At 71.6% G+C, this 5176-nt stretch carries 3 protein-coding genes and 1 pseudogene; all 4 read left to right on the top strand.

Features of this window, described 5'->3' with window-relative positions:
• Positions 1-114: pseudogene (locus ACFY0X_RS36790) on the top strand (ATP-binding protein); the annotation flags it as partial.
• Between the two features lie 413 nt (positions 115-527).
• Positions 528-3899 (top strand): nitrate- and nitrite sensing domain-containing protein, encoded by a 3372-nt coding sequence (locus tag ACFY0X_RS36785; RefSeq protein ID WP_387760878.1) that lies wholly within the window; start codon positions 528-530, stop codon positions 3897-3899.
• A gap of 10 nt (positions 3900-3909) precedes the next feature.
• The gene (locus tag ACFY0X_RS36780) at positions 3910-4323 is read left to right on the top strand and encodes a roadblock/LC7 domain-containing protein (protein WP_030248297.1); all 414 of its coding nucleotides are present in this window, start codon (positions 3910-3912) and stop codon (positions 4321-4323) included.
• A 161-nt stretch (positions 4324-4484) separates the two neighbouring features.
• Positions 4485-5126: a DUF742 domain-containing protein gene (locus ACFY0X_RS36775; RefSeq protein ID WP_387760877.1), complete on the top strand. Its 642-nt coding sequence runs from the start codon at positions 4485-4487 to the stop codon at positions 5124-5126.
• Positions 5127-5176 lie beyond the last annotated feature (50 nt).

Raw genomic sequence — 5176 nt, 5'->3', positions numbered from 1 at the left:
CTCCAACTCGGCACCGACACCCCCGTCATCACCCTCGACGCCCGCCGCCGCGACAGCGCCAAGAGCGCCCTCATCACCCTCGTCGAACACGCCCTCCTCGCCCGGCTCCGCTGAGCCGGGACGGCGGGTCCACGAGCAGCCGCCCAGCCCCGACGGCCCGTCCGGACGACGGGCCGTCGGGGCCGCGGCGCTTACCGGCCGGTGTCCCCCGGGGGCCCGCGCAAGACCCGTGTATAAGCAGCGGATAACAGTTCGGTAGGCATTTTGTGATCAACAATGACTCAGCGTGGCGAAACAGCGTCACTCAGCGCCAGGTGACCACGGTTTTGCTCCGTGATGTCGGTGATTGTCCGGATTGTGCCGACGCGGGTGCCGGACGGCGGCTGTTTGTCCCCCATCCCTGCACGTGCTGAAATTCCAGCTACCCCTGGATGTCTCCTGCGCCGGCCCGTCCGGCGGCCGATCGGAGCCCCGGGGTAGCGCTGGATTGATCCATGGCCGGCAGTCGGCCGAGAGGTAGTTGTCGAGTGAGGCGTAAGCAGCAACCCGCCCCGCAGCGGCGCTCCGAGCCCCGCCAGAGCGAGCCGAACGGTACCCCGGGGGACCCGGCCGGGTTCTCCGCGTTCACTCCCACCGAGGAACGCGGCCCGACCCCCGTCCCGGCCGCCGGGCCCCAGTCCGCGCCCACGACGCCCCGCAGCGGCGGCTCGTCGGGCGACGACGGCGGCTCCAGCCGGTACGACTTCCTCCGCCCGCGCAACTGGCGCGTGCCGACCCGCCTGATCGCGATCCTGCTGATCCCCGTGATCATCAGTCTCGTCTTCGGCGGTCTGCGCGTGAACACCTCGGTCGACGGCTACATCAAGGCCTCGCGCGCCGAGAAGACCGCGGAGCTGGCCAAGGCGGCGACCGAACTCGCCGAGGCGCTGGAGAACGAGCGCGACAAGACGCTCATACCCCTGCTCACCAAGCAGGACCCGAACAACGAGGTCACCAAGCGCCGCAACGAGACCGACGCCGCGCTGAAGGCCTACAACGCCGCCTACGAGGCCTCCGACAAGTCCGGCGAGCTGCCCCGCCGCCACGACGCCTTCCAGTCCCTCGTGGTCGACCTGCCGCACCTGCGGGCCAACGCGTACGGCCCCGAGCTGTTCATCAGTGCGACCGCCAACGCCTACTCGACGATGTTCGCGCCGCTGCTGGCGTACGACAACTCGGTCGGCCTGGGCTCCACCAACGCCACCAGCAAGGGCCGCGCGATCTACGCGATGTCGCTGGCCAAGGCGTCCGCCTCGACCCAGCGCTCGCTGATGCTGAGCCTGCTGGTCGGCATCGCGCAGAACGGCACCACCCGGTACGAGAACGTCGACGCGACCCAGCAGATCGTGCTCGCGGAGAAGCTGGAGCAGGTCTCCCTCAACGAGTTCAAGACCGGTAGCGCCCCCGAGGACGCCAAGAAGTACTCGGACGCGCAGGTCGCCCTGGCCACCTCCCAGGAGCGCTCGGCCTACAAGATGCCCAACGGCGCGGCGCCCACCATGCAGGGCCTGCTGGCCCTGGCCGCCTCGTACAGCCAGGCCGCCTCGGAGGGCCAGCTGAAGGGCAAGGCCGCGGCCGACGCCGCGTTCGCCGAGGCGAAGGCCGCCGGTCTGACCCCGGACAACTGGAACCAGGCCGCCAACACCCACATCCAGGCCCTGCGGGACACCGAAGTCGCGCTGCTGGACGACGTCCTCACCGACTCCCGCGCCCTGAAGGACAACGCGCTCTACGACGCCATCCTCAACACGATCATCGTCGTCGCGGCGCTGATCCTGGCCGGTCTGCTCACCGGCTACGTGGCCCGCTCGATGATCCTCGGCATGCGCACCCTGCGCAGCGCCGCCCTGGAGATCGCCGACCACCGCCTGCCGGACCTGGTCGAGAAGCTCTCCAAGACCGACCCCGACCGGGTCGACACCTCGGTGGCCCCGATCCCCCTGCACGGCAAGGACGAGATCGGCGAGGTCGCCCGGGCGTTCGACCAGGTCCACCAGCAGGCCGTGGCGCTCGCCGCCGAGCAGGCCCTGCTGCGAGGGAACGTCAACGCGATCTTCACCAACCTGTCGCGCCGCAGCCAGAGCCTGATCCAGCGCCAGCTGGCGCTGATCACCGACCTGGAGAACAACGAGGCCGACCCGGACCAGCTGGAGAACCTCTTCAAGCTGGACCACCTCGCCACCCGCATGCGCCGCAACGGTGAGAACCTCCTCGTCCTCGCGGGCGAGGAGGCCGGCCGCCGCTGGAACACCCCGGTCCCGCTGGTCGACGTGCTCCGCGCCGCCGCCTCCGAGGTGGAGCAGTACGAGCGCGTCGAGCTCTCCGGCATCCCGGAGGTCGACGTCGTCGGCGCCGCCGTGACCGACCTCGTCCACCTGCTCGCCGAGCTGCTGGAGAACGCCACCTCGTTCTCCAGCCCGCAGACCCGGGTGCTGGTCAACGCCACCCGCCTGCCGGACGGCCGGGTGCTGGTCGAGATCCACGACAAGGGCATCGGCCTCACCGCCGAGGACTTCGCGGAGATCAACGAGAAGCTGGCCGAGCCGCCCACGGTGGACGCCACCATCTCCCGCCGCATGGGCCTGTTCGTGGTCGGCCGGCTGTCCCAGCGGCACGACGTCCGCGTCCAGCTCCGCCCGTCGGGCGAGTCCGCCGGCACCACCTCGCTGGTCATGCTCCCGCCGTTCGTCACCCAGTCGGGTGCGGCGCCGGAGCCCGACGAGCAGTTCACCGTCTCCCGGATCTTCGCCGAGCAGGAGCCGACCGCCGAGTGGGCGCCGGACTCCCGCGCCCGCAGCGCGGCCGAGCTCGGCTTCGACGACCACCTCACCGGCACCGGCAACGCCGGCTCCAGCGGGTTCAGCCCGGCCCTGGAGGCCGTCCAGCGCTCGCAGCGCCTCGACCAGGTCCGCCGCGCGGCCCTGGAGAGCGGCCCGCACACGCCGGTGGTGGACGCCGAGGTCGAGGAGGACTACCAGCAGGGCTACGACCAGTACGCCCCGCAGGGGTACGAGCAGCAGCAGGGCTTCGCCGACGACCAGTACGGCTACGACCAGGGCGGCTACGACCAGGGCGGCTACGACCAGGGCGGCTACCAGCAGGACGAGTACGCCCAGGACGGCTACGACCAGTACCCCCAGCAGGGCTACGACCAGCAGCAGGACTTCGCCGACGACCAGTACGGCTACGACCAGGGCGGCTACCGGCAGGACGAGTACGCCGACCAGTACGGCCGGCCCGCCGAGGAGTCCCCGGCCGGCCACCCGTACTCCCCGGAGCCGCCCGCGCTGTCGGCCGCCGAGGCCCCGCGCACCACCCTGCCGTCCGGGCTGCCGCAGCGCCGCCCCGGCGAGCAGCTGGCCGGCGGCGGCCTCCCCGCCGCTCCGGCCGGCGGCAGCCCGTCCGGCGACAGCCCGAACTGGTTCGCCGGCGCCAAGGACACCTCCTCGACGCCTTCGAACCAGCGCGGCCACGACGTGTCCTCGCTCGGCGGATACGGCCCGACCGGCCCGACCGCCAGCCCCTGGCAGTCGCCGAACGACGGCGACTGGCAGCGGGCCGAGCAGCTGCGCGAGCCCGCCTCCGGCGGCACCACCGGCTCCGGTCTGCCGCGCCGCGTGCCCAAGCAGAACCTGGTGCCCGGCAACGCCAAGTCCACCCCGCAGGACGGGCCGCAGGTCTCCCGCAGCCCGGAGGAGGTCCGTGGCCGCCTCACCAACCTGCGCCGCGGCGTGGAGCAGGGCCGCAGCGCCGGTAACACCGGAAGCTTCCGGATCGACCCCGATCAGGTAGACCAGTCCGGCAACGGACAGAACCGGAGCACCGATCTCTTCGGCGGCTCGAACCACCAGGAGCGTTGAGTTGACTCAGATGAGCCAGGCCGCACAGAACCTGAACTGGCTGATCACCAATTTCGTGGACAACACCCCCGGGGTGTCCCACACCGTGGTGGTCTCCGCGGACGGCCTCCTGCTGTGCATGTCCGAGGGCTTCCCGCGCGACCGTGCCGACCAGCTCGCCGCCGTCGCCTCCGGCCTCACCTCCCTCACCTCCGGCGCCAGCCGGATCTTCGAGGGCGGCGAGGTCAACCAGACCGTCGTCGAGATGGAGCGGGGCTTCCTGTTCCTGATGGCCGTCAGCGACGGCTCGGCGCTCGCCGTCCTGGCCGCGCCCGACTCCGACATCGGCCTCGTCGGCTACGAGATGGCCCTGCTCGTCGACCGCGCCGGCGCCGTCCTCACCCCCGCTCTCCGCGCGGAACTCCAGGGCAGTCTCCTGCACTGACGGTTCGTCGGATACCGTCCAGGTATTCGAAGTACCTCCGCGTCCTTCCCGGGCCCGCTTCGGCGGGCTCGGGTTCGGACGTTGTACGGCCTTCGCACCACCGGCTCCGGACCTGCGCCGAAGCTCGCACCGCACCGCCGCACCCTGTGAGGAGAGGAACCGTGACACCGCCCGACGACCGCAGCGGCCAGTACGGCGTTCCGTACCCTGGCACAGGCCATGACGCCTTCGGAGCACCCGGCGTCGGCCACGGTCAGCAGTACGGCCGGCACCAGTACGGACAGCAGCAGCAGCCGTACCCCCGGCCCGAGGAGCAGTACGGCCAGTACGACCAGTACGCCCGGCAGCCCTCGTACGGCGCCCCGGCCCCCGGCTACCCGGCCCCGGCGCCCGAGCCGACCCCCGGGTACTCGCCCGCCCAGGACCCCGGCCACGTCGAGGAGTTCGAGGACGAACCCGACTCCGGCCCGCTGATCCGGCCGTTCGCGATGACCGGTGGCCGGACCCGGCCGCGCTACGAACTCGCGCTGGAGGCCCTGGTCTCCGCCGACGTCGACCCGCAGCGCCTGGCCACCCTGCTGCCCGAGCACCAGCGGATCTGCACGCTGTGCACGGAGGTCAAGTCCGTCGCCGAGGTGTCGGCGCTGCTCTCCCTTCCCCTGGGAGTGGCCCGCATCCTCGTGGCCGACCTGGCCGAGGCCGGCCTGGTCGCCATCCACCAGCCCGCTTCCGGCGGCGAAACCGGAAACCAGCCCGACGTCACGCTGCTCGAAAGGGTCCTCAGTGGACTTCGCAAGCTCTAACGCGGCCGCCCCCACCCGCGCCACCACCTCCGCGAAGATCGTCGTCGCGG

Source organism: Kitasatospora sp. NPDC001547 (assembly GCF_042894165.1).
Taxonomy (GTDB): domain Bacteria; phylum Actinomycetota; class Actinomycetes; order Streptomycetales; family Streptomycetaceae; genus Kitasatospora.
Note: the sequence above shows the minus strand (reverse complement) of the source record. Positions and strands in the feature narration are given on the sequence as shown.